Below are 26,144 nucleotides of genomic sequence, written 5' to 3' on the forward strand. Positions count from 1 at the left end.
ATATGTTTAAGAATACGCTTATTAGCGCAGTAGTAGCTCTGACTAGCTTAGTCAGCCTTGCGACTAATGCGGAGATTAAAAGAATAGATAACGTTGCTGTTGTTGTAAACGACAATGTAATCCTTGAGGGAGAAATCAAAGCGATTATTAATGACGTAAGAGCAAAGGCAGCCCTTGCAAATCAAAGTTTACCTAGTGACAAAGCTCTTAGAGCGCAAGCGATTGATAAGTTGGTACTATCAAGTATTCAGCTACAAATGGCAGACAGAATGGGCATTCAAATAAGCGATGCCCACCTTGACTCGGTTCTTCAGAGTATTGCTGAAAGAAACAACGCTTCTGTTGATGAGTACCGCAAAGGATTAGAGTCTCAAGGGCAAAACTTCGAGCGTTATAGAGAGCAATTACGTGAAGACATTGCAATAAATGAAGTTGTTCGTGCCAATGTTCGACGTAGAGTTAATATTTCAGAGCAAGAAGTGGTTTCTTTAGTAAAAGTAATCGAACAACAAACAAGCAAAGAAGAGTATCAAATTGGTCATATTCTTATTGCCGTTGATAGTGGAGCGACTCAAACTGAAATTCAAACGCGAAGAGATGTGGCGAATAAAGTTTTAGATTTATTGAATGACGGTGGAGATTTTAAACAAGTTGCCATTGCGAGCTCTTCTGGCGCAAAAGCCTTAGAAGGCGGCGATTGGGGTTACATGAGCATCAACGAAATGCCATCACTATTTTCTGAAAACGTAAAAGGTCAGCCAAAAGACTCTCTTGTAGGCCCTCTTCGCTCTGGTGCTGGTTTCCACGTCATTAAAGTTTTAGATGTTAGGGGACGTGAAACCGTAGAAGTTAAAGAGGTTAAAGCTCGTCACATTTTGTTGGAACCGTCTATTATATTAAGTGAAGAAAAAGCAAAAAGCATGCTTTCTGGCTTTGTAAAAGATGTTAAAGCAGGCGAAGCTGATTTTGCGGAGTTAGCAAAAGCACACTCTGAAGACCCTGGCTCTGCTCTTAAAGGAGGTGAATTAGGTTGGGCTAATCCAGACATCTATGCGCCTAAATTTAAAGAGATGCTAGCTCAATTGGACGTTGGTGAATATAGTTCGCCGTTCAGAACTCAATTTGGTTGGCACGTTGTTCAACTAACTGAAGTCAGAAAAGCAGACACTACAGAACAGAGCAAAAAAGACCGCGCTTATCAAATTATTTTCAAACGAAAATTCAATGAAGAACAAGAGAGTTGGTTACGTGAAATTAGAGAACAAGCCTATATTGAGGTCGTTACTGGTTAATGAGTAACTTTCCTAGAATAGCAATAACTCCGGGTGAGCCATCAGGTATCGGCCCGGACCTTGTTTTAAAAATTGCCCAACAAGATTGGCCGGCAACTATTATTGTGCTGGCCGACAAAGACATGTTGCAAGACAGAGCCACTTTATTAGGCTTACCTATTAAGCTCAAAGAATTTTCAGACGAAGGCGAGCCTCAAAAGCATACTCCTGGCGAATTATTTATTATCCATCATGCATTAGCAGAAGCGACAGAAGTTGGTGTTCTTAACGAAAAGAATGGACGTTATGTTGTTGATACATTAACAACAGCTAGTGCAGGAAATATGGCAGGCACCTTTGATGCAATCTGCACAGGACCTGTTCACAAGGGTATTATAAACCAAGCAGGTGTTCCTTTTAGTGGACATACCGAGTTTTTTGCAAATCACTCAAATACGTCTGATGTAGTTATGCTTTTAGCGACAGAAGGTTTGCGAGTCGCGTTAGTTACTACGCATATTCCTTTAGCTTATGTTGCAAAAGCAATCACTCCTGAGCGGATCACTAAAGTGGCCACTATCCTTTACCAAGACTTACAAGTTAAGTTTGGCATAGACAAGCCTAAAATTTTAGTTTGTGGATTAAACCCTCACGCAGGTGAAGGCGGTCATTTGGGTAAAGAAGAAATAGAGATTATCGAGCCTGTTTTAGCTCAATTAAATGCTGAGGGTATGGATTTTGTTGGGCCCCTTCCAGCAGACACTTTATTTCAACCAAAATACTTAGACAGTGCGGACGCAGTCTTAGCAATGTACCACGACCAAGGCTTACCTGTACTAAAATACAAGGGTTTTGGAAACGCCGTCAATATTACCTTAGGATTACCGTACATCAGAACGTCTGTTGATCATGGAACTGCTTTAGACTTAGCCGGTACCGGCACCGCAAATACAGGAAGCATGGAAGTTGCAATCGCACACGCCATAAAAATGGCAATTGAAAACAAGGCAAAACGCTAAATGAGCAAGCATAAAACATCGAAGAAAAAACATTTTGATCCATCAAAAGGTATTCACCACGGTCACAAAGCAAGAAAGCGTTTTGGTCAAAACTTCTTAACTGACGAAGATATTATTGAGCGTATCGTAAGAGCGATAGCGCCTAAAGTAGGTGACAACATTTTAGAAATTGGTCCGGGCTTAGGTGCGATTACTGAGCCGGTAGCTGAACTAACAGATGTTCTAAATGTTGTTGAACTAGATAAAGATCTAGCTGAAAGATTAAAGACCCACCCTTTTATGGGCCCTAAGTTAAACATTTATCAAGCTGACGCGTTAAAATTTGATTTCAACCAAGTTGTAAGGGAAGACAAGAAATTAAAGGTTTTTGGTAACTTACCTTACAACATATCAACACCGCTATTGTTCCACCTTTTTGATTATTTAGACAATATTGAAAACATGCACTTTATGCTGCAAAAAGAAGTTGTTAATCGCATGTGTGCGGCACCAAATACGAAAGCTTTTGGCCGTTTAAGTGTAATGACACAGTACTATTGCAGAACAGTACCGGTAACCGATGTACCACCATCGTCTTTTGTACCGCCGCCAAAGGTTGATTCAGCAGTGATCAGGTTAATACCAAAAGAACACGACGCTCGAAATCAAGTATCGCCGGCTATGTTAAATACTGTTTGTTTAGAAGCATTTAACCAACGTAGAAAAACGTTGAGAAATAGTCTACAAAACATAATCAGTGTTGAGCAATTACAAGAGCTTGGCATAGATGCGACGGTTTCGCGCGGAGAACTTATCACTTGAAGATTACATTTCTATTGCACAGTGGTATGAGAAAAACAAAAGCGAGTCGCAACCTAAATGAATATAAGTGTTGTTGTACAAACTAGAGACATACCTGAGCAAAGTGATGCAAAACAGAATAGATTTGTGTTTGCTTATACCATTGCCATCACGAATAACGGTGATATTCCAGCTCAGTTGCTCAGCCGCTACTGGTTAATTACCGATGCAAATGGTAAAAAAGTTGAAGTTCAAGGTGCTGGCGTGGTTGGTGAACAACCAACAATCGAGCCAAATGAAACTTACACTTACACCAGTGGTTGCATATTAGAAACAGAAGTAGGCACCATGGAAGGGTTTTATGAGTTTGTTTCAGACTCAGAAACTGCACAGGTGCCAATAAGTGTATTTAGGTTGGCTGTTCCAAATATCGTACACTAGAGCAACTCATGACTGATTACTTTATTGGCGACTTACAAGGATGTTACGACGGTTTACAACAGTCGTTAGCTGAAATTGAATTTAACAAAGGTAAAGATACGCTTTGGCTTACGGGTGACTTAGTTGCCCGTGGCGAAAACTCTTTAGCAACGTTAGAGTTTCTAAAACAAAATGATAACTCAATCCAAACTGTTCTTGGTAATCATGATCTACACTTCCTCAGTGTTGCTAATGGAATAAAAAGCAAAAACCCCAAAGACAAACTTGAAGATTTATTAAACCACGTAGATATACACCAGTATTGTGATTGGTTGAGACATCAACCTATGTTATTGGAACTGCCAGACAACAAAGGTTATATGAGCCATGCGGGCTTACCACCTAATTGGAGCACTGAAGATGCCATTTATTATTCAGCACAACTAGAGCATATTTTACAGTCTAAAACTTACATTAAATTCTTATCTAACATGTATACAAATACGCCTGCTTTATGGTCACAAAATTTGTTAGAAAATGAACAACTGGTCTATGCTGTTAATGGCTTAACACGCATGCGTTATTGTTCAAAAGAAGGTACACTAGACTTGAATTTTAAGGACTCTCCCGACTCTTTACCTAATGATTCTGAGCTAATCCCTTGGTTTGATTTTGATAATCAACGCTTTAGTAAAATAAAGTGGATTTTTGGTCATTGGGCATCGTTAATGGGAAGGTCTTCTAATCCAAATATAATACCGTTAGACACGGGTTATGTATGGGGTAATTACTTTACTATATTAAACTGGCAAACACAGGAAACCGTGAAAGTGCCAGCTTGTATCAATAATTATAAAAAATATTGCTATATTTTTATAGCTTTAACTAATAAAAACAAAAATTTGGCCGATACCTTTTACATATTAAAAAGTTAGCAGTCTGCCGCCCAGGAGAACTTATGAGATTGACCGTTGCAATGAGAGTAATTGGAGGATTTTCAATTACTGCAGTTTTCTATTACTATTTTAGGAATTAACTCTGTTTTAGTGTTAAACGATATTTCTAAATCAACGGAGACTGTAAATAACTTATCTGTTCCGGCCATGGAATCTAGTGCTGCCTTGCAGCAACAGTTTATGGCAATGAGTAAAACCACTTTACTAGACTACTATGCCAATAGTTACGAAGAAGTAGAGCAGGCAGTTAAAGCCTTTAATAGCCAAGTATCTGATATGGATAAAGAGCTTAAGAGCCTAACTAATATTGTGGCGGAAACCGACGCGTTAGGCTCACAAATTCCTAAAGTTAAAACTTCCTACAAGCAATTCACCTCTTCTGCTTATCAGCTATTTTCTGCAAAAAAACGCACATTGGAACTGGCAGATAAAGTAAACGAGCAATTAGAAGAAACTGAATATGCTGCAGACGATGCAGCCACCTTTATTTTAGACTTTACAGATCTTAATGAATTGCCAAGTGACAATCCATCAGTGGTTGCTGCTACAAAAATAGAATCAAATATGTTAAGTATCATTACTGCAATAACTGATATTAGCAAAAATAATAACCGCTCCACTGTTGTCACTATCCGTAAAGAAATAGATTTTTTCCAAAAAAACATAAATGAAGCGGTGGCGGTTTTAAAGTCTGAATCACAGGGTAAAAACTATGACGGTATTGACTCTTTATTAGAACAAGTGAAAGTGGTAAATGAGTTAATTAATTCAAATAACTCAGTTGGAGCCACTAAGATTGCGTTGTTAGATAAACGCCAAGAAGCTTATTCACTGTTAAACAAAACAACTCAATTCTCAGAGCAAAGCATTGTTCAACTTAAAAAGTTGGGTAATACAATAAAAGACGAGTTGCACGTTACAACCTCTAGTGTAAAAGAGTCTGTAAGTAGTGGTGTATCTAAAAACTTAATAGTGATGTTAGTTGCTTTATGTCTTTCACTCTTTATTGGTTATAAAACAGTTATTCGAGTAACTCGTCCACTTAGTGAAGTAAATGAAGTATTAAATGTTGTATCTACAGGTGACCTTACCGTCAAACTTGATACAAGTAACAATGATGAATTTGGTGAGCTTGCTAAAAACTGTAACAAGTTAATAGACAGTCTACGAGACCTCATTCACGGGATTGTAAGCCGCTCTAACCAGCTTGCTACCGCGTCCGAAGAAACATCAATGGTTGTAAAAGAGTCTACGGTAGCTATTAATGAGCAGCGCTCACAGGTAGAACAAGCCGCGACGGCAACAACGGAAATGGCAAGTACATCTTATTCAGTAATGGATAGAGCAAACGAAGCATTAGCCGATATAAAACAAGCGGATGAAGACGCAGAGCGAGTTAAAACTATATCGGACAACAATAAGCAAACCATTTTAGGGTTAGCGAGTGAAATTGAACAAGCCTCTGGTGTTATTCATGAAGTTAACGAGCACAGTGCCGCTATCGGCGGTATTTTAGACGTAATTCGTGGCATCGCTGAACAAACTAACCTACTTGCACTAAATGCTGCTATTGAAGCGGCAAGAGCTGGTGAGCAAGGCCGAGGCTTTGCGGTTGTTGCTGATGAAGTAAGATCACTAGCAAGTAAAACGCAAGAGTCTACGCAAGAAATTCAAAATATGATTGAGCAACTACAACGCGGTTCTAAGTCAGCAGTTAGTGTGATGAATCACAGTAAAACGCAAGCTGAGCTTTGTGTAACTCAAACTGAGAAAGCCACTATGGCATTGAATAATATTACTGACTCAGTGCATCAAGCAAATGACATGAGTGAGCAGATTGTGTCTGCAGCGCAAGAGCAGAATCAAGTTAGTAATGAAATCAGTGAGCGATTAGAGTCTATTGTTGCTATTGCCGAACAGACAGCTTCAGGCGCAACACAAACAGACTTATCGTCTCAAGAAGTTGCTAGGTTGGCAGAAGAGCTTCGTCAGTCTGTAGAGCAGTTTAGATTGTGATTTAGATAGGTTGATAGACAGTAAGCTATCTTAGCTTGCTAAAATAGCTTACTAAAATCGCATAAAAAAACGCCCGATGGGCGTTTTTTTTATGCTTTACGTTCTAGTTTCTAGTTTCTAGTTTCTAGTTTATTTAATCAAATCTTCAATTCGAGCTTTTAACTTTCCTGGTTTAGTCGTTGAGCCAAATCGTTCAACAACCTCACCTTCTTTATTAACCAAGAACTTAGTAAAGTTCCATTTAATGCTTTCAGTACCTAGCACGCCTTTCTTTTTGGCTTTAAGGTGCTGAAAAATCGGGTGAGCATTTGGTCCGTTTACATCTATCTTTTCGAATAATGGAAAATCAACACCATGATTTAAACGACAAAACTCTTGAATTTCAGTGCTATTTCCCTTCTCTTGCTCACCAAATTGATTACAAGGAAAACCAAGAATAACTAAACCTTTATCTTTGTACGCATCGTAGAGCTCTTGTAAACCATCGTATTGGTAAGTAAAACCACATTTACTTGCTGTGTTTACAACTAGTACCACTTTACCTTTATAATCCGACATTTCTATTTTTTGCCCACTAATAGAAGTGGCCGAAAAACCGTAAAATTCACTCATTTGATATTCCTATTAAATTTTGCTTTTTAATTTAGCACCACACGAATCACGCACAATTAAATCTGTTTCATGAAGCTGTTAGAAATGGGTTCACCTTTTATAAGCTCAACAAGCTTATCCACTAACAACACGCCAGCTTGCGCAGAATCCTGACGACAGGTAGTAAGAGCAGGCTGTGTGTATCTTGCAACGGGTATATCATCAAATCCAACAATGGCAATTTCTTCCGGTACTTTTAGGCCACTTGATTGAAGTGCATTTAATACACCCGCGGCAATTAAGTCACTAGCAACAACAATTGCATCCACTTTAACCTTTGATTCCAATAGACTGATTGCAGCGTCATATCCAGCGCCTTCAGTATTAACGGCATCCCTTTGTGTGGTGTCATCAACAACAAGCCCGGCTTCTTGTAGTGCCTCACTGTAGCCTTCAAAACGATTCATGAACTCAGGTGAACCATCATCTACATTGCCTACAAAGGCAATATTCTTTCGTCCAAGATCAATTAGGTGCTGGGTGATTTGTTTTCCGCCATGAAAGTTATCACAGCCAATAGAACATGTGTTCACGCTCTTAGTTGCGGCACCCCAACGAACAAAAGGTGTACCATGACTCACGAGTTCATGGAGTTTAGATTCATAATCTAAGTAATTACCATACCCTAGTAAGATAAGACCATCCGCCTTATTACTGTCTTTGAATACAGAGTGCCAATCGGCGTCTAACTCTTGAAATGAAACTAAAAGATCGTAACCTAAAATTCCGCACTCTTTGGTTATACTACCTAACATAGATAAAAAGAATGGGTTTACGAGTGAATCGTCGCTACTGGGATCTTCAAATAACAACAAGGCTAATGTCGTACTAGTTTGTGAGCGTAAGCTACTAGCGTTTTTATCTACCGTATAATTTAGCTCTTTTGCTATTTGGCGAATTTTTTCTTTCGTTCTATCACTTACCAATGGGCTATTTCTAAGTGCTCGAGACACTGTAGACTGAGAAACACCGGCGCTATAAGCGATATCAAATGAGGTTGCTTTACCTTTCACAAATAATTCACACGTATTATTAACAATAGAGCAATAGTACCTAGCAAAAGATTGGGTGTAAACAATATTTAAAGAAGGTAATCAAGTACAAGAGGAGAAATACATACGTATTCAAAAAGATTTAGTGATCGGTAAAAGAAGATTTTCTCAGACGCTTTATTTTAAGGTTAAACGCTCTTTCCTACAATAAAAAAAGCCGCAAAGTGCGGCCTTCTTATACAAAGTATTATGTATTTGGCGATATCAGCCACTAAACCCCATTAGGGAATCGTTTTTCTAGTACAATTTCACTTTTTCTAATTGTCTGAAATGCTTTTGAATACTCTAACAAAAGACGTAAACCTTCATCAACACGATTAGCAACAAATTGCTTTTCACCAATATAACAACCCGCTTCATCAATAATGCTATTAACTCTGTCTATAACCGTATTAACGGGTAAAAAGTTGAGGTAAGTATTCTTATAAACCGTTGAGCGCATTTCCTGAATCGGATAACGGCCACCAGAACCAGCAGATACAGTGACGATATATGCCGGCTTATGGCGAAAAACACCAGTGAATAAAAAGAATATGTTCTTGAGTGCAGGAGGAACCATACCGTGCCACTCAGGAACTACAAAAATGAACGCATCAGCCGCCTCAAGTTCGCTTTGAGGTTTAGACAAGGTTGTTAGGTCTAAAGACTCTTCCCACATTGGTAAATTGGCTGTTGATAGGTCAAAAATACTGACATCATTACTATCATCTAAACTCAATAATTGCTGTTGTAGATACAGCGATGTTTTGTAACTTGCTGAATTATTGCGAGTACTTCCTGAAATAACGGTAATGTTCATAGTTAACCCTAGTCGTTGTCTTAGTTAATAAAAACCCAGCATAAAGCTGGGCTTAGTAAAGTAATACTAACGCTAAGCTACTTCTTTGTCTTTAACAAATAATACAGAAACCGCACCTAAAATCATCGATACGCCTGCGAGCATAATGATATAAATGGCCTCATTGCCGAATACTGAGCCCAATATCCAGCCACTTACTAAGCCAGATATAATTTGTGGCGCCGCTATCGTGAAGTTAAAGATACCCATGTAAACACCGGTTTTATCCGCTGGCAAAGCGCCGGCTAATATTGCGTAAGGCATAGCTAAAATTGCAGCCCATGCGATACCAACGCCTATCATAGACAAGACAATACCAACGGCTCCCTGTGGAACAGTAACTTCGGTAATATAAAGGTTAACCGTCGTAATTGTAGGATCAGTAAAAATGATCATACTGATATAACCTAAACCACCAGCCAATAACGACAGCGAATAAACAACTTTTCTGCCAAATGTATTGGCTAGTTTTGTCAGTACCACCGCAAACGCTACTGAGAACAATGCTTGAGCAGCATATAAAATACCAACCCAATCGCCTGCAGCACCTTTAGCCTTTGAGATAGCATCAGGTACAGAGTTTGCAGCTAGATAACTTGGGTCAAACCAATCAATTGCAACGCCCCATGTATTTTGGGTCAATGCCGCTGGTAAATACGTCCACATAATAAACAATGAAAACCACGAGAAAAACTGAACCACAGCTAATTGCTTCATTATGTGTGGGGAGTCTTTTAGTAACTGCCAAAAACCAGCTAAACGAGTTAATAACGGCTCTTTAGGCTCATCAATGGCTTTGGTAACCTCTGGGCTTAATCCCTTGAACTCATTATATTGCTCTGGCGGATACTCTTTAGTTCTAAACACGGTCCAAAGCACTGAACCTAAAAGAATGGTCGCTCCAATATAAAATGACCAAACAACAGAAGGCGCTATTTCACCGGCTTTAGAAGCGTTTTCTAAACCTATAACGTTCGTTAATACAAACGGTAGAATAGAACCAACAACAGCACCGATATTGATTAACAAAGTTTGAACAGAGTAGCCCATGTTGTGTTGTTCTTTGGGTACCATGTCTGATACTAGAGAACGGAAAGGCTGGAACGTAACATTAAATGCCGCATCTTTGATGGCAAAGATTATCAAACCAAATAACATTGGCGGTATAAAAGCAACTAACAGCCCGGCATTGGGTAATAACGCCATTGCCAACGCCGCAACAATTGCGCCGCCAAAAATAAATGGTAAGCGCCTACCCATTCCATTCCATGTTTTATCTGATAAAGCACCTACTATTGGCTGTACCAGCAGGCCCATAATTGGCGCAGCTAACCAAAATAAGGATAGTGATGACAGGTCTGCGCCTAAATCAGATAAAATCCTACTAACGTTACCGTTTTGCAAAGCAAAACCTATTTGAACTCCTAAAAAGCCAAAGCTGACATTCCAAACTTGCCAAAAGGAGAGTTTCGGTTGATTCATATAAATATCCTGTTGTAGACGCACTATTATTGTTATTTTTATGTAATTTGATAAAGCGTTATACAGCGCTAAATTAACGCTTCAGACTATAACGAAGGTGGAGCTCAAACAAACCCATACATACGTATTCAAATCTTCTCATAATGCTATTCAATTTAAAAAAGTAAATAAAAATAAAAGGTCCGGAGTTACAAGGTTTTACCTAAAATCCATAATTATTTTTAGTTTTAAACTGGCATTTTATAAAACTACTGCAACACTTAATGATCTTAATTGTTGGGTGACTTCATTTATGACTCACTCCGCTTAAATACTAATAATAATTAAGTCCGAAGGATTGGAGTCTTTATGATCCCTATCGGACGTATGAGGGAGTATTAATTATGATTGCTCTATATCTTGTTGCAGGGTTAACAGTTAGCCTAATTTTGTACGGTTTTAACACTAATTCAGAGACAAATAAAAGTACATTCCGCTTAAAAAAATTGATACCGGCTGTGGTTTTAACTAGTTGTTTCTGGCCAGTAGTAATGATGTTAATTACCTTTGAAGCAATGCCAAAGCCCAAAGCCAGAAAGCCAGCAATCTCTTACAAAGACTTAATTTTGCCGGTAAATATTGAATCGGTGGAACACAGTGAGTTAATTAAGGATCCAAATGCTATTGCGCCAGACCTGCCGTTTGGACACCTACATTCAAAATGGCAAAACCTCAAACAAAAGACTGACGACAAAAATATGATTTGGGCATTTAAAACCCAGCCAAAACAACAAAGTAATAAAGATATTGTAGAAGGTTATGCGCTAGTGGATAGTAATAAACAAATTGTTGATTACTTGGTGACAGCTAAATACAAAGAGAATTATAGTGGCAACGGCAATACCGCTATTCATTAATCGTGTTATTAGCAACCACTCTTAAATGATTTCTAAGTGGCTTAGCGGCCACTTTTTGGTTATAGCCAGAAAAACGATTACTGCTTTCCACCTCAACTTCATCAGTCCTGTGCCAAAGTAAAACAGACTCTACTTCTAAAACAACATTTAGCCCTAGCATCGCCATATGAGCCTCGCCGTGCGTTCGAAACACTCTAGCGCGATCTAATTCGCCAAACATTTCTGGACCTTTGTAACCTGTGTAGTAGCCTTTCTCAGAATTAAACAGTAGAAACTGCCACGCTTTTTTAACCTGCATATCGACATCCTTTAAATGTTATTACGACCATTCCTTTGGCCACGTCACTGCAATTTATCCTTAAGTTACTATTAAACATAGTTCCTTTTAGATAACCCGCAAGTCGGGTTTACATATCTACGTTAAATAACCATATAACCGCGTTAGAAAACTCCCTACGCCAAAATTTCTCATTATGTTCACCTTCGACATCAGTCTTAGCCCTAACACTTGGAGCTTTAAAGCCATTTTTTGCTAGCAATGCGATCATTTTGTTTTGACTATTAACAACATCAACACCTTCCTTTTCACCTACTAAAAAATACCACTTATTTTCTTTCGGTGGCATATTCTCCGCCGTAAAGTCATAAATGTCAGGTGCATACCAATATGAAGTTGAAAACAAGCCGGCTTTACCAAATACATCACTATATTTTACCGCTGCATAGTTTGTAATGAGTGAGCCCATAGAGCTTCCCAACATCGCAGTATTTTGCTTGTCACTTAAGGTTCTGAACTTATTGTCTACGTATGGCTTAACTACATTTACAACATCCTTTATGTATAAATATCCTTCTGCCTCACCGTACTTCTCATGTGGCCACGCACTATATTCATTGAGCCTCTTTTGTGGATGGTTATCAATACCTACAACAATCAGCTCAAAGCCAAACTTCATCGCAATTGCATCCAAGCTTTCATCAATGCCCCACTCACCAACAAAACTTGTTTTGTCATCAAATAAATTTTGGGCATCGTGCATGTAAAGCACCGGATAACGTTTGCTTTGATTTTTGTCATACGAAGGTGGGAGATAAATGCGTAACGTTCGAGATCGCTTTAATGATGTTAAATACACAGCGTTATTTTCGATTATGACAGAACCTTTGTGAACGACATCAGCAAGACCCTTTGGGTCACGCTCAACGCTAACTGCCCTGGCAGCAAACAATACAAAAACCAAAGAAAAACAAGCTCTTTGCATTACTTTTTTCATAACTTAAATCCTTTTACTTTGAAAGGCAGCCTAAGCTCGATTCACTCTATTTAGATCAAGCTTAAATTAACTTGCTTAACTTACTTAACTTACTTAGGTTAATCGCAATAAATTAACGAATAGTCATCATCATTTTATCGTTTGCTAACTTTTTAGCCGCCGATGCACCTCGTATATCAGCATTCCAATCAAACTTAATTTCTATACGCTGTAAAGCCTTGTTATAAAAAGCCCCACGCTGCGCGAGCTTAAACTCTTGTTTACTATTAAACAGCGCTATTTCAGCGCCTGCTACGTCAATGGAGATTGGCATTGTTGGCCAATGATTAACGGTTATATTAAACGTTCGATTAAGAGGCATACCCGGATAACCATTACCTGCACCAAGTTGCCTTTCCAAACTCATTGCATAACGTAGACGGCCCTTCAACTGATGAGCCGCGCCATTAACAACTAGCTTTTCAAATTTTCCGGTTGCTAAAGAGTCTTGAGAAATACCGTCATCATTATAAATAGTCGCAGTGATTGATAGCTGGCTTTGATCGTAATACACATCAAGGTTTAAAGATTCCGTAGAGTAATCAGCCGTTGTCATAATTGCATTTGTTATTGGCACAATAGATCCGCCTTTAACAAATACCGGAATTGTATTTAGCGATAACGGATACTCGATCTCCTGGCCACCTTGATAAACTTGTTTGGACCAAAAATCTGTCCACTGACCCTTTGGTAATTTAACCTTTATTGACGCTAAATTGGGCTCAGCCACTAGCTTAACTAAAAACGCATCGCCCCACATAAACTGTTGAGTTTCAGTTTGAAACTCTGGCGTATCATTTTCAAAAAACATAGGTCTCATTAACGGTAAACCCGTCATCGAATTTTGATACGCCATGGAATATAAATAAGGTAGCAACTGGTAACGAAGCGTTATAAAACGTTTTATTATTTGTTGGGTTTCTTCATCATGAAAAATAGGTTCCGGGGCAATATTATCTTGCGCATGTGGACGATAAATTGGTTGGAAAACACCGTACTGAAGCCAACGAATATACATTTCTTTATCAAAGGCATCACCACCAGCAAAACCGCCTAAATCAGAGTGAGTATAAGCTAAGCCTAACAGGCCCATTTGCATGGTTAATTCTGGTTGTGGTTTTAGTCCATCCCACGACCTTGAAACGTCGCCAGTCCAAGGGATCATGCCATAACGCTGCGAGCCGGCAAAACCTGAGCGCATCAAAATAAATTGACGTTCATTTGGCATTGCTTCATTTAAACCTTCATTTACTAATTTTGCCCATTGATGTCCAAAGGCATTGTGAACTTCATTCGCAGAAGCGGTAATGCCAGCTTCAGAAAGTGTATGCAACATATCAGCCGGATGTACTTCTGGCTCACCTAAGTCTCCCCACACTCCACTTACACCTTGAGCAGCAATATCACGGTAAATAGTTTTAAACCAGTCTTGCGCATCGTTGCTGAACACATCGATAAGCCCAGTATGTCCAAAATAAAAGTCGTAGGTTTTTACCTTGTCGCCAGTAATGTTTTTAGTGAGAACATTATTCTCAATCGCCTCTTGCCAACGGCTGCTGGTATTCAAAATGAAAGGCTCTGTGATCAAAGATGTTTTCACTTTTAGGTCATTTAATTCACTTAACATCGCATTAGGATCAGGAAAGGTACTTTTATCCCACTCAAGGTTACCCATATGACCCTGTATGTCTTTACCAAACCAGTACAAATCTAAAATTATTGAATCAACGGGGATGTCTTTTTCCCTAAAGGATTTAATCGTTTCAACCACTTCTGTTTGATTGCGATAACCAAATCGGGAGGCATGATTGCCAAACGCCCAAAGCGGAGGCAAAGGTTGTGTGCCTGTTACTTTAACGTACTGGTGAATCAAATCAGGATAGTCGTTACCAGCGACTACTATATAAGCCTGACGCCCGCCATCAGACTCAAACTGTAAAATGTCAGATTCGGTTTTGCCAAGATCGATAAAACCTTTAGCCGGATTGTCATACAAAACAATGTATTTTTTAGAAGACATAACTGCGGGAATGCTAAAGTTCATTTGCTCAGAATGAGTGCCATAACCATAGTGAGCTCGATTATAGAGTGGCAACTTGTGCCCTCTTCGGTCCATGCCTAATACTCGTTCGCCCGTTCCCATTAAGCGTTCAGTTTCATCCAACTTAAACCGAAAACCTTGCAACGCATGAGAGCCAAAAAGCCAGACTCTTCCGATAATAAATGTTGTTCATTTTTAAAATAAGAAAGCTGCATGCTTGCTTTGTCTATAGTAACTTTCAGCGTATTAGTTGAAAAAGCCAGCGAACTTTTACTGTTTATTACTTTGAGTTTAGGTCGATAATTTTGCTTTGGGTCTTTAGCGAAGCTTGGAAAGTCAGCTCGTACAAACGGGTTCGCCAATGGTCTAATTTCAAAGGCGTTGTCGTGCAGAGCTGTGATGTCAATTTTCCCTTCACTGTGCACCACAGTTAGGGTATGACCGTTTAAAGAGTGGCTAACATAGGTTTTATTCGCTATCGCATCAAAAGAGAGCGTAGCAGCGAATAAAACAACAAAGACAAAACTAACGAAACGCATATTATTCCTGATTTAAAGCTTGTTCGAATTTAAGGCCTGTCAAACGGGTAATGGTTTTAACAACGTATATCATAATACCAATCAGCATTATTAATGATGGAATAGCAATGACTGGGTAGCTCACTAACGTCATTTCACCTAACTGCTCATTAAACTCAACGGTGCCCGCTTGGCTTGTCACTATCATCTTAGCCAAGATGTAATTTGCCGCTGCGGAGAAAACAAAAGTAGAGGCTAACAAGTGATTGGCGGTGTTTATTTTAGATTTAAACTCGGCTACATTGCCCTTTTCAGCCAACGTGTCATAAATTAAATTTAAGTTAAACAACGTTGGGTTTAGCATTAGCTTGGCCAATAAAGGCTTTCCACTAAAGCCAGAAACGAGCACCACTAAACCAATAATGGCTGGAATAGCCGCTTCTTTAATTGCCAGCCACTCTGCGTCTAGCTCAAACAAACCTATACCGCCCGTTAACAAGGTGCTTAAAAAACCCAACAACGAGATAAAGTTGAAAGTCTTAGATTGCACAAAGTCATAAATGCCATAAGCAATTGGGAACGCTAGCGCCACTATTAGTCCGTTAACCGTGCCTAAGTATTCATCTCCCGACAACTTCATTAATATCAATGATGGAATAATAATATTGAATATCAGCTCAAGGAACGTATTGTTCTTTTTAGGTTTTGTTGGTTGCGTTGTCATATTTGATTTTCATACTGCATATTTAGTTAGACTCTGTGGCCGATATTACCTTAGCATCGTAATAAGTGCGAGAAGCTAACTTAATTATTAGGCTATAAAAAAGCGACCCTAAGGCCGCTTCTAATACTTTATATTTATATAATCGTCACTCTAGAGGTGAGGCTTACTCTGAGCACTGCTCAATAATAAGCGTACCTACATCAGCGCCTTGTGACGGGTTTGCTTCATTCAATGTTAATTTAAAGCTGTATGTCCCTGCCGCCAGATTTGCTGAGTTATTGTCAGTGCCACCATTGTTGTAAGCAACAACATGTTCTGTGCCCACGGCTAGGTTTGCCATTTCAACACCACCTGATGAATTTGGAACCCACAATTGTGTTGCCCAATCACCGTCACTAGATGCTAATTTAAACTGCATATTGCCATCAAAACTAGCCACAGCTTGGTAAATGTTATTACCTTTGTATTTAAGTTGGTAATCGCTTACTGCGTTCCAACCTGAATGGTCACCTTTAACATATAAGCTACCATCACCAGCAATATCAAACGGCGCAGCATCCGTTGAGTCAGCTAAACTACAAGAAACTAATAGATTTCCTAACGTGATTGATAATACTGGCGTTGCAGCTTCAACATTTAGCGTAACGTTATATGACGCTGATTGAGTAACGGTAATACCAAAGCTTTCTGTTGTACCTTCAATAACTGTAAGTGACTCAGAATCAATTGAAACATCAGCAAATGCTAGGTTTTCAGTCGCTAATGTTGCATCGCCAATATTAAACTCATAACTACCTGCATCTAAAGTAATTGAACCAGAGTAAACACCACGTCCATCGTACTCAAAAGCAGTAAAGCTTCCTGATGTAATACCTTCAACACCCATAATAGTGTCGTTGTACGGTGATGCAATTTTGTCTGGGTCAGTGGCTAAGCCTGGTCCTTGTGCACCCGCTTGTGCTTTTACAAAAACCGCAATAGTGTGAGCCGGAACAGTAAACGTTCCTTCTGTTGAGGTTTCAGCAAAGCTTGCACTACGAACAATCGTATCGGCGGAATTTAGTTGCGTATCATGTAATGTAAATCCGCTTGCTGTTTTCACTGAGTGACTTTGAGAAGCATCCGTTGCATTTACAACAACGACAATTGCATCAACACTATCATCTATATCTGAAACACCATTGCCATCGTCAATGCTCATAACAATTAAACCAGGCGTTTGGGTTGGTCCAGTGTTATGGAAACCTACTCGATTAATAACGTCCTGCTCAGTGGTTAAACTGAAGAGTGGACTGGCACTTCTAATACTCAAAAACTCTTTGAATACCGAGCTAGAAAGCTGAATATCAGACATCGCAACCGCTGCGTTAGCATTGGCGCTTTGCGCTACGTTATATTGAGCATCTCTTTCAATTGGTAAGCCCACATTCCAGTTATTACTTTCATTGGTGTAATCAACAAAATTGAACCAATCGCCTGAATCATAAGTGTTACGGTCCATTGACTTAGAACGAATTTTATCGACACCTAATTGGAAAAATGGAATGCCTTGGCTCATTAACGGAATAGCCGCTGATAACATGTGAACTCGCGTTCGAGTTGCCGCTGTTGTATCCGCATTAAAGTTGTATTGCAGGTAATCATAAAGTGTTTCGTTATCATGTTTTGATACGTAATTGATAATGTCAGCTGGGTCTAGTGCATAAGAAGACTTGTCATAAACAATGCCTTTTTTAGTCACGCCTGACTGATCTTCTAATTCATAGTTTTGTAACGTGCCTGCTAATCCTAATCGAATATGATCAGACTTGGTTAAGTTGCCCTGCCCTAAACCTTGTTCACGAATTGAGTCTCGTGGACGGTCGTTAAAGGTACCAATCTCTGAATCTGCTAGGTTGTACTGGGTCGCCTGTTTAAACAAACGGTCATTCGCGACTTCACCTAAATTCCAACCTTCACCATAAAAGTAAGTATCGGCGTCGATTGCCGCAACGGCTGCACGGCTATCAAGCAATAGCTGTGAAGGTAAGTGTCCCATTACGTCAAAACGAAAACCGTCTAAACCATAATGCTCAGCCCAATGAACCACAGAGTCCACTACAAACTTGTCCATCATTTTGTGTTCAGTGGCAATGTTGTCGCAGCAAGTAGAAGTTTCAATTAGACCTGTCACTTCGTTGTAACGATGATAATAACCAGGTACAACTTTATCGAATACTGAATTGTCATAAACACCCGACGCGCTAGTATGGTTATAAACAACGTCTAGAATAACTCGAAGTCCCGTATCATGCAGTGCTAATACCATTTCACGGAATTCTTTTATTCTTGCAACGCCTTCAGGAGTAGAAGCATAACTACCTTCAACCACGTTAAAATGGTGAGGATCGTAACCCCAGTTAAAACCATCAAAACCACTCATGCTCTCCACTAAGTTTTTAGCGTCTTCCGTAGCAGGGTCATAACTTTTTAATACATCCATTAGCGTGTCTGAATCTAACTCAACGCCACATACAGGTGCCTTGTTATTTTTTGCGCACAACTCTTCAACTGTATTGGTTAAGTCAATGCGATTAGAGGCATCTTCTTCAATAGTGGCAATGTCATTTGCGGGTAACATATGGAAATGAGTAACACCTGCATCTGTTAATTCTGACAAGTACGTCATTGCATCAGAACCAGACTCAGTAAAGGCTTTATATTTACCACGATTAGCAACGGTCGTATTTTCATCACGAATACTAAAGTCTCTGATATGAGCTTCTAGTAAGACGCCCTGCTCAGGATATTCAACGGTAGGAGCAACGTGCCCAACCCAACCTGCTGGATACAAATCAGCATCGGTCATATTCACAAACTGAGAGTAGCGGCCATTAGTCGATGTATTTACTGAATAAGGGTCTGTTGACCACAAAGTTTCAACTTGCTTTGTTAAAGGGTGATAAACCTTAGTTGATAATCGGTAATACAAACGGTCGTAACTCATTGAGCTATCGGTTTCAAAATGCCAAATACCGGTTTCAGTATTTTCAGTCATTACATGCGACTCAACTCGCTCTTTGCTGGAGTCAAATACGTCTAGTTTTAACTCTTGTGAACTTGGCGCCCAAACATTGAGCTCAATATTACCACTGGCATTGTAAAACAGCCCTAAGCGCTGCTCATCAGCATCATCGCTGCCTGATGTGTAAATATCGTCAAACGCTTTTGCAAACTGAATATAAGTCGCAGACTCAGGCTCGTCATTGCTATCAAATGAGGCAAGTACTAACTGACTTTTCACTAACTCTTGTTGTTGTGCGTCAGTTGCACTAAACGAGTAAGCTTGCCACGTTGATAAGTGTGGAACTACTTCCTCTAAGCTTTCAGGGAAGTCTACTTTCGTTAACGTTAGGCTATTAGCAGTAGAAAAGCTGTTGTCTAAACTGCCGTCCATTGACCACAATAGTTTTACATTGTCGCTGGTGCCATTCCAAACAATGGTATTTTCATTGACCCAATGAGCTGACGCGTTTTGAATTTGAAAAGGAGCTTCCAAAGACACATCTTCAGGCGCGGTAAATACACCTACACCAGACACAACAAATGACCACCTATCATCTTCTAAAGCTAGCTTTTGATCCGTGTCAGGATCTTTATTATCGCCATTATGAATAATGAAGTTGGCGCAGGTTGCGCCGGCCTTTGTATCAAATAACCACACCGCACCATAGTTTTCATCTGTATCCGTTGGCGCTAATCCAGCAGTCCATTCAGTGCCTGTAGCGCCAGTAGAGCCCGGCGATTCAAATTGAGCGTACCCATCGCAAGTCTCATCATTCCAAGCGTGCAGAGCAAACCCAGTGTAGTCACCATCATCACGGTAATAGTAAATAGCACCCTGTGAGTCTGTTGGTTTTAAAGATGGAGCAGGAACGTTTACTACTGCTTCAGTCACAGTAACCGCTACTGTTAATGACACAGACTTGCTCGGAGAGCCGTCATCTGTCGCCGTTATCGTCATTTGATAATTAGCGGAATCACTTGCCAACAATTTAGATGTGTCAGTAACGCTGATTGCACCTGTATTGGCGTCAATGGTGAAAGCAGCTTTAGGATCAGCAAGCGCATAAGTAATGGTATCACCGTCAACGTCATTAGCAGTGGCAGTATAAACAACCGTGCTATTCACTATGCCTTGTTCAACACTTAGTGACGCTAGAGAAGTAAATACTGGGGCTGAGTTTTCAGGCTCAACGGTTGGAGTAATACAGGCATTTTTTGCGTCGTTTAATACTTTAGGTGCCGTACACTGTAATGGAGAGACATCGTCGCTGCTGCCTCCACCACCGCAAGCGGTTAACGCAACTGACACTGCCGAAAGCAGCATAGTGCGATTGAGCCATGACTTATTTGACATTTTGTATTCCTGTTGAATTTATTCTTTATTATTATTTAGTAGGCGTATCTATTTTTATTGCCCTACTATAAAAGAACGAGGTCAACTATCTGTTGAATACGTATGTAAATTATTTATTTGCGTTGAGTGCCTTTTCCAGCTCGTTGAGGTTATCAGCCACTACTTTATTTTTAGGATTAATCTTTTTAACTTCCAAAAGCCAATGCTTAGCTTGCTTCAGATTCTTAAGTTCTGCATTCGCATGTGCCATGGCCAACATCGCATTAATATAGTTTGGCTTATGTTTTAATGAACGACTCAAATAGCGAATGGCCTGCGCCGATTGTTTACTAAAAATCAAAGCGCTGCCGGCTTGAAAAGCAAACTCCGCATTATAAGGCATAGCGTCTGACATCAATTTGGCAGCCTTTGCCAATTGTTTAGGTTGCTTGTTTTTATTCGCTCGCTCAAGTTCTGCTTGTGCCACATCAAGCCAACTTATTTTATTTTGAACCATCTTTAAGCCCATTCGTTTCTGCTGCATTTGTTACTGGAGGTAATCGTTTAGAAGTAGGCTCTGAAGTAAATGGATAATCCGCCATTAAACCCGCAATGGCTGCATGACCTTTATATATTTCCGCATCAAAAATTGGCAACTCACTTTGCGCTGCAAAACGCCCTACTTTATTAACTACCTTTGGTAGCTGAGGTGAAGCAACTAACGTTTCATAAAACGTATTAGAAATCTCAAAATACCCTTTAATGGTTGGGTGCAAATGTTCTAGCATTAGGCTTCTACCAATAATGCCGTGCTCCGCTACCTTAGTTAAATTATGCTCTGCATCTACTAAGGTGACATTTTCATCCGCCGCTAATTGCCTGATTATTTGATTCATTTCAAGCGGTGCTCTAAATCTCAGTAAGTCATGCTGGCGAGCCAACTCAAAATTCAATTTTGCTTTATTAAACTGTCTTTGGCTTAGTTGCGCTTTTCCAAGTAAAAAATATACTTGAGCGCTGCTGTATTTACTCGCTTGTTTTTCAATAATACTTTGCTCAATAGCCGACCACTGTTCAGGCGGCTTGCGCAACATTGGTAAAAACTCGTCCTCAATATCCGTTGACTCAAATGGTGGTTGGTCTGCTAAATTACTGGCGATAGTACTCAAAAACACAGGTATTCCCGCTCGCTTATATTTATCTAATAACAATGTCATGTTGCCATTAAACTGTTCAATACCAGCACTAAACAACGGGTTGTTAATATCGATATTGCGATGTTTTGCCACTTTCGCCATTACCGTTCGTGATTGTCTATCGGCACTGTTTTTTATGTCGTTGTTGGCACTCGTTAAGCCGTCATAAGCACTTTGCATTAATTGAAATAATCGAAGGTTTTTAAGTTTAAGAAACATCAAATTCGCACTTCTTGAACTGTACGCCGAATAAGTAGAGCCTACGCCCATGATGCCTAAAAACTCATTGTGTCCCGCGTATATAAGCACTGCGTCTGGTTTTTGCTCAATAATCTCATCAGCAAAGTCCAGCAGTGTATAACTATTTACTGCAGATAAAGCGGTGTTAATAACTTCCACTTCTCTATTTGGGTAAGATTGTTTTAACCGATAATCCAACATGCCAGCAATTGACGCGCCAAAGCCATAAGGGAAACCAGCTGCCGTCGAACCGCCTTGTACAAAATCCTTAATCCATCTTTTGGTTTTTCAGCTAAAAAGAAGTTAGTTTCAATGGTCACGTCAGGACCAGCTGAAGGCTCAGAAAAATATCGCGAAACAACGTCAGGTTTAGGTAATAAGTAACTTGGCGCTTGCGGATTATTTATAAATAGAGGCACACTTTGGCCAAAACCTACACCACGTAACACTACCTCTAACAGTAATAAAATAACAAATGGCAGCAAAACGGTAATCGTTCTAAATAACCAAACTTTCGACGACGATGATGCCATTTTTACTCCGATGACTGCTGTAATTTTTTATAGGCGGACTTTGCTGACTCTACTTTTTGCAAAAAGAAGGTCACCCGCGCCATGTCTTTTGTTGTTTTTTTCACGTCATTTAATATCAACAAACTCGCATCAAACTCGTTTGCCAAAAATAAATCAAACGCTAAGTTCATTTTATACTTCTCAAAATCTGGCTCTAGTCTAAGTGCCTGGTTTTGATGATACCTAGCTAAACCCAATTGATTTGATTGTCTAAATAACTTGGCCGCCGTGTTATGACTCTCTGCTGAAACAGTTACGGCATCAGCAATAATACCGGCTACTTTTGCAGCCTCCGCTAAGTTGTTTTGCTGCATATATAATCTTAAAAGAGACTGTTGCAGTAATAACCAATTGTCACCTTTTAGGCGCTTTAACAAAATCTGCTCCAATGCAGATTCCGGCACAAATTTAGGCATTGTTTTGGGTGTATCGGTAAATGGATAACCATTGGTTAAACTGGCAATTTTTAATTCCGCATATTTTTCATTTAGCTCACTGATAGGCGACCAAAAAAGCGCATCAGCCTCGGAAAGCTCATTTTCAGGCTTGCCTAGAGTTTCCGTTATATTCTGGTAAAAGGCATCCGCTAATAAAAAGTAACCAAGCTTAGTGGGGTGGACGTGTTCTAACAACAATGTGTGATCTAGTATTTTATTGTTACTCGACTGCTCAAAACGGCCGTAAACATCCACTAGCGTTGCACCGTATTGCTTGGCTTTGTTTTCAATCATTGAGTTAAATGCACTTGGCGCTCTAAAACGTAATTGGTCGTCGTCCTTTGCGTTCACATAACCTTGTTTTGCGGCGTCATAATTTTCACTATCAAAATCACTTTGTGCATTCGAATAAAGATTGGAGTCACTGGCAGCAAACGGCTTTAAACCTCGTTCAATACTAACTAAATTACCAATCAAAACCGGAATATCAGCTTGTTGATAATTGCTCAGCAACATATCAAGGTTACCGCTAAACTGCTCCAGCCCTTGATTATAAACATCGCCATTTAGTTCAATCAGTTGGCCCTTAGCCGCCTGTGCCATCACAGAACGTGACTCCGTGCTTGTCTCTTTTTCTGATGTTAATGAGTTTGATTTAATATCGCCTGAATTGTTTTTGTCTCCCTCAAGCACCAGCTGAGCGTAGGTGGACTCTAGTAACTTAAATAAACGCAGCGACTTTAGTTTTAAATATATCAGTGTTGCGCCGTAACTACTTTGCGATCCCATAACAGAACCCGCGCCTAACACACCTAAATATTCATTGTGACCTGAGTAAATGAGAACTAGATCAGGCTCTAGCTCTATTATTTCGTCTTGAATGTCTACTAAGGTAAACGTGTTAACCGCCGCCATCGCGGTATTTATAATTTCAATATTCTTGTCTGGATAAGCTGTTTTTAAACGTTGTTGCAACATGCCATGCAACGAGCCAAATCGACCAAAAGGAAACCCAGCGGCTGTTGAGCCTCCTTGGATAACAATTCGAAATGTGTCATTGCTTTTCTTTTTCCTAAAGTAAACCGTATCTGGGCTGACATTAGGGGCGAGTTTCTGGTGAAGAGAAATATCGATGAATAAGGTTTGGGTTTGGCTGCAGATATTCACTTGTTTCACCTGACGCCTCTAACAAACTGCTATTGACGCTCTTCGGAGCTGAAATAAACAAGGGTTCTTGAACACCATAGTTCAATACTCTTAATACCATTTCCGCAGCAATAAACACTACAATAGGAATAAGAATCGCAATAAAATAAAAGAGAGGTTTTGCTGCTTTAACGGCCTTGTTTGAATTCACTAAAAACACTCGTTTGTTAAGGTGAGAAAAATACCAGAATTAACCTGTAACGTTATCCAATTGACACTATTCCCGCAAGCGTAAAATGCTATATACTGCTTAAAAATGTCACGATTTAATAAGATGACTTATAAAGGAATTTTGGGGTTTAATGAGTACACGTATTTTAGGAATTTCTGCGTATTACCACGACAGCGCAGCGGCACTGATTGTAGATGGTAAAATTGTAGCTGCGGCTCAAGAAGAGCGCTTTACTAGACTTAAGCATGACCCTAGTTTTCCAGCACAAGCCATTAATTACTGTCTGGCTGAAGGCAATGTAAAATTAGCCGATATCGACGCTATTATCTTTTATGACAAGCCATTACTTAAGTTTGAGCGTTTACTAGAAACTTATCTTGCAAATGCGCCTCGCGGCATCAGATCTTTCATTAGAGCTATGCCTGTTTGGCTAAAAGAAAAACTGTACCTGAAGACCGTTTTAAGACGTGAATTTAGACAATTAGCTGAACTCGACAAAAAAAACCCAATACCTAAACTTCTTTTTTCAGAACACCATTTATCGCATGCTGGCTCGGCCTACTTCCCATCGCCATATGAGGATGCCGCTGTGCTTTGCCTTGATGGTGTTGGAGAATGGGCAACGTCCACTGCTTGGAAAGGAAATGGAAATCAATTAACGCCTTTATGGGAAATTCAATTCCCACATTCCCTTGGCCTACTCTATTCCGCGTTTACTTATTACTGCGGGTTTAAAGTTAATTCTGGTGAATATAAACTAATGGGTTTAGCGCCATACGGCGAACCTAAATACGTTGATATCATTTTAGAGAAGCTTGTAACCCTGCACGATGACGGCAGCTTTCATTTAGATATGAGTTATTTTGATTTTGCCGTTGGCAGCACCATGACAAATAGTAAGTTTGCTGACTTATTTGGCGGGCCGCGCCAACCTGATGATGCAGAAGTAACACAAAAACAAATGGACCTAGCGCGCTCTATCCAAGTGGTAACGGAAGAGATTGTTCTAAAAATAGTAAAGCATTTATATACCTTGGCACCAAGTGACAACCTCTGTCTAGCGGGCGGTGTAGCTTTAAACTGTGTATCAAACGGTCGCTTATTACGTGAAGGTCCATATAAAAACATTTGGATTCAACCTGCTGCAGGTGATGCAGGTGGCGCACTCGGCGCAGCTTTAGTGGCTTATCATCATTACTTTGACGGCAAAAGAAGCGTCAACAAAAACCAAGACAGTCAACAAGGGAGCTATTTAGGCCCGGCATATAGCAATGAAGATGTGCTTAGTGCGGTCAAAGACAAAGGTTTAACCGCTCATGTCCAAGAGGATTTGTATTCTTTTGCAGCCAACCTATTAGAACAAGGCAATGTAGTGGGTTGGTTTCAGGGCCGCATGGAGTTTGGACCTAGGGCGCTTGGTAATCGAAGCATTATTGGCGATCCACGCAATACCAAAATGCAAAGCACCATGAACTTAAAAATCAAATACCGTGAATCCTTCAGACCTTTTGCTCCAGCAGTATTAGCAGAAGACGTGAGTGAATACTTTGAGCACGAATGCGCAAGCCCATACATGTTGTTAGTGGCGAATGTTAAAAAGGCGCTTCGACTGCAAACCGACGAGTCCTTATTTGGTATTGATAAGCTATTACAACAACGTTCTACTTTGCCCGCCATTACACATGTTGATTATTCAGCACGAATTCAAACGGTACACGCTGACTCTAACCCTGAATTTCATGCTCTCATTTCTGCTTTTAAAGAAAAAACAGACTGTGCAGTCGTTGTGAATACAAGCTTTAACGTTCGCGGTGAGCCACCAGTTTGTTCCCCTGCTGATGCTATTCGCTGCTTTTTGGCAACGGAAATGGATTACTTAGTCATGAATAATGTAGTGCTTAAAAAAACTGATCAGCCAGAGTTTGCCATTACTTTGGCAAAACAGACCAAATTTGACAGAGACTAA

At 39.9% G+C, this 26,144-nt stretch carries 21 protein-coding genes and 2 pseudogenes; 8 read left to right on the forward strand and 15 right to left on the reverse strand.

Annotation, left to right across the window (positions count from 1 at the left end; translation table 11 throughout):
- The first annotated feature begins 2 nt into the window (after positions 1-2).
- The 6 genes and pseudogenes from surA (at position 3) to GNP35_RS07490 (ending at position 6,462) form a co-directional block, all read left to right on the forward strand.
- On the forward strand, positions 3-1,292 hold the full coding sequence (surA, locus tag GNP35_RS07465; RefSeq protein WP_230961334.1) for a peptidylprolyl isomerase SurA: 1,290 nt from the start codon (positions 3-5) through the stop codon (positions 1,290-1,292).
- Positions 1,292-2,290, forward strand: a complete 999-nt coding sequence (gene pdxA, locus GNP35_RS07470; RefSeq protein ID WP_155695519.1) for a 4-hydroxythreonine-4-phosphate dehydrogenase PdxA — start codon at positions 1,292-1,294, stop codon at positions 2,288-2,290. The genes surA and pdxA overlap by 1 nt, the downstream gene beginning before the upstream one ends.
- A pseudogene (rsmA, locus tag GNP35_RS07475) lies at positions 2,291-3,152 on the forward strand (16S rRNA (adenine(1518)-N(6)/adenine(1519)-N(6))-dimethyltransferase RsmA).
- Entirely contained in the window at positions 3,149-3,511 is a 363-nt protein-coding gene (apaG, locus tag GNP35_RS07480; protein WP_155695520.1) for a Co2+/Mg2+ efflux protein ApaG, read from the forward strand. The pseudogene rsmA and the gene apaG overlap by 4 nt, the downstream one beginning before the upstream one ends.
- Positions 3,512-3,519: 8 nt before the next feature.
- Positions 3,520-4,425, forward strand: a complete 906-nt coding sequence (locus GNP35_RS07485; protein WP_155695521.1) for a symmetrical bis(5'-nucleosyl)-tetraphosphatase — start codon at positions 3,520-3,522, stop codon at positions 4,423-4,425.
- Positions 4,426-4,476: 51 nt separating this feature from the next.
- The gene (locus GNP35_RS07490) at positions 4,477-6,462 is read left to right on the forward strand and encodes a methyl-accepting chemotaxis protein (RefSeq protein ID WP_155695522.1); all 1,986 of its coding nucleotides are present in this window, start codon (positions 4,477-4,479) and stop codon (positions 6,460-6,462) included.
- Positions 6,463-6,591: 129 nt separating this feature from the next.
- On the opposite strand, the gene GNP35_RS07495 is transcribed toward GNP35_RS07490, so the two are convergent.
- The 4 genes and pseudogenes from GNP35_RS07495 to GNP35_RS07510 form a co-directional block, all read right to left on the reverse strand.
- Positions 6,592-7,074 (reverse strand): glutathione peroxidase, encoded by a 483-nt coding sequence (locus tag GNP35_RS07495; RefSeq protein ID WP_155695523.1) that lies wholly within the window; start codon positions 7,072-7,074, stop codon positions 6,592-6,594.
- A 12-nt stretch (positions 7,075-7,086) separates the two neighbouring features.
- Positions 7,087-8,126, reverse strand: a pseudogene (locus GNP35_RS07500) (LacI family DNA-binding transcriptional regulator).
- A 250-nt stretch (positions 8,127-8,376) separates the two neighbouring features.
- The gene (locus tag GNP35_RS07505) at positions 8,377-8,964 is read right to left on the reverse strand and encodes an NADPH-dependent FMN reductase (RefSeq protein WP_155695524.1); all 588 of its coding nucleotides are present in this window, start codon (positions 8,962-8,964) and stop codon (positions 8,377-8,379) included.
- Positions 8,965-9,036: 72 nt separating this feature from the next.
- Complete coding sequence (locus tag GNP35_RS07510; protein ID WP_330997778.1) at positions 9,037-10,491, reverse strand: MFS transporter; 1,455 nt, start codon at positions 10,489-10,491, stop codon at positions 9,037-9,039.
- 377 nt (positions 10,492-10,868) lie between these two features.
- On the opposite strand from GNP35_RS07510, the gene GNP35_RS07515 reads away from it, so the two are divergent.
- On the forward strand, positions 10,869-11,381 hold the full coding sequence (locus GNP35_RS07515) for a hypothetical protein (protein ID WP_155695526.1): 513 nt from the start codon (positions 10,869-10,871) through the stop codon (positions 11,379-11,381).
- Here the strand turns inward: GNP35_RS07515 and GNP35_RS07520 are convergent.
- The 11 genes from GNP35_RS07520 to GNP35_RS15290 all read right to left on the reverse strand — a co-directional run bounded on the left by GNP35_RS07520 (position 11,371) and on the right by GNP35_RS15290 (position 24,157).
- Positions 11,371-11,679 (reverse strand): hypothetical protein, encoded by a 309-nt coding sequence (locus tag GNP35_RS07520; protein WP_155695527.1) that lies wholly within the window; start codon positions 11,677-11,679, stop codon positions 11,371-11,373. The two genes, GNP35_RS07515 and GNP35_RS07520, sit on opposite strands and share 11 nt — an antisense overlap.
- A gap of 109 nt (positions 11,680-11,788) precedes the next feature.
- The gene (locus GNP35_RS07525) at positions 11,789-12,655 is read right to left on the reverse strand and encodes an alpha/beta hydrolase (protein WP_155695528.1); all 867 of its coding nucleotides are present in this window, start codon (positions 12,653-12,655) and stop codon (positions 11,789-11,791) included.
- Positions 12,656-12,767: 112 nt separating this feature from the next.
- Positions 12,768-14,858, reverse strand: coding sequence for a TIM-barrel domain-containing protein (locus tag GNP35_RS07530; protein WP_155695529.1), 2,091 nt, complete (start codon positions 14,856-14,858; stop codon positions 12,768-12,770).
- Positions 14,837-15,274 (reverse strand): alpha-glucosidase domain-containing protein, encoded by a 438-nt coding sequence (locus GNP35_RS07535; RefSeq protein ID WP_155695530.1) that lies wholly within the window; start codon positions 15,272-15,274, stop codon positions 14,837-14,839. Before GNP35_RS07535 ends, GNP35_RS07530 begins: the two co-directional genes overlap by 22 nt.
- A gap of 1 nt (position 15,275) precedes the next feature.
- Positions 15,276-15,977, reverse strand: a complete 702-nt coding sequence (locus tag GNP35_RS07540; RefSeq protein ID WP_155695531.1) for a VC0807 family protein — start codon at positions 15,975-15,977, stop codon at positions 15,276-15,278.
- A gap of 163 nt (positions 15,978-16,140) precedes the next feature.
- The gene (locus GNP35_RS07545) at positions 16,141-20,376 is read right to left on the reverse strand and encodes an alpha-1,6-glucosidase domain-containing protein (RefSeq protein ID WP_155695532.1); all 4,236 of its coding nucleotides are present in this window, start codon (positions 20,374-20,376) and stop codon (positions 16,141-16,143) included.
- 109 nt (positions 20,377-20,485) lie between these two features.
- Positions 20,486-20,872 carry a tetratricopeptide repeat protein gene (locus GNP35_RS07550; RefSeq protein ID WP_196492456.1) on the reverse strand — a complete coding sequence of 129 codons (387 nt, stop codon included), beginning with the start codon at positions 20,870-20,872 and terminating at the stop codon, positions 20,486-20,488.
- The gene (locus tag GNP35_RS07555; protein WP_230961335.1) at positions 20,859-21,992 is read right to left on the reverse strand and encodes an SGNH/GDSL hydrolase family protein; all 1,134 of its coding nucleotides are present in this window, start codon (positions 21,990-21,992) and stop codon (positions 20,859-20,861) included. The genes GNP35_RS07550 and GNP35_RS07555 overlap by 14 nt, the downstream gene beginning before the upstream one ends.
- Positions 21,974-22,324: a hypothetical protein gene (locus GNP35_RS07560; protein WP_155695535.1), complete on the reverse strand. Its 351-nt coding sequence runs from the start codon at positions 22,322-22,324 to the stop codon at positions 21,974-21,976. The genes GNP35_RS07555 and GNP35_RS07560 overlap by 19 nt, the downstream gene beginning before the upstream one ends.
- A 2-nt stretch (positions 22,325-22,326) precedes the next feature.
- Entirely contained in the window at positions 22,327-23,967 is a 1,641-nt protein-coding gene (locus GNP35_RS07565) for an SGNH/GDSL hydrolase family protein (RefSeq protein WP_155695536.1), read from the reverse strand.
- Positions 23,900-24,157, reverse strand: coding sequence for a hypothetical protein (locus GNP35_RS15290; protein ID WP_196492457.1), 258 nt, complete (start codon positions 24,155-24,157; stop codon positions 23,900-23,902). Before GNP35_RS15290 ends, GNP35_RS07565 begins: the two co-directional genes overlap by 68 nt.
- A 151-nt stretch (positions 24,158-24,308) precedes the next feature.
- Between GNP35_RS15290 and GNP35_RS07570 the strand changes: the two genes are divergently transcribed.
- On the forward strand, positions 24,309-26,144 hold the full coding sequence (locus tag GNP35_RS07570) for a carbamoyltransferase family protein (RefSeq protein WP_155695537.1): 1,836 nt from the start codon (positions 24,309-24,311) through the stop codon (positions 26,142-26,144).

Source organism: Psychrosphaera haliotis (genome assembly GCF_009728465.1).
GTDB lineage: Bacteria > Pseudomonadota > Gammaproteobacteria > Enterobacterales > Alteromonadaceae > Psychrosphaera > Psychrosphaera haliotis.